The sequence below is a fragment of the Vibrio sp. 10N.222.52.B7 genome (assembly GCF_041474275.1).
GTDB lineage: Bacteria > Pseudomonadota > Gammaproteobacteria > Enterobacterales > Vibrionaceae > Vibrio > Vibrio crassostreae_C.
On sequence record NZ_JBFRTU010000706.1, the window covers coordinates 1 to 255 of the forward strand.

Here is a 255-nt window from a genome sequence, read left to right on the forward strand (position 1 = left end):
ATGTTCAAACATATTACTTGTGTGAGCCAACGAGTTGAGAACATTGACACCGCACCCTACTACGTTGACCAGATGCTACGTAAAGCCATGCAAACTAAAAAGCCAGTATATTTGGAAGTCCCGTACGACATGCAAACAATGGATGTCGATGCACCAACAAAACCATTGGACTTAATGTTAGATCAATCTTCGATATCAAACCTTGAAGCCGCGTTGCAAGAAACTGTTACTCTATTGCACCGTTCACGCACCCGT

The 255-nt window shown here is 43.1% G+C and carries 1 pseudogene; it reads left to right on the forward strand.

Annotated features, from left to right (window positions below):
- A pseudogene (locus AB4512_RS24910) lies at positions 1-255 on the forward strand (alpha-keto acid decarboxylase family protein); the annotation flags it as partial.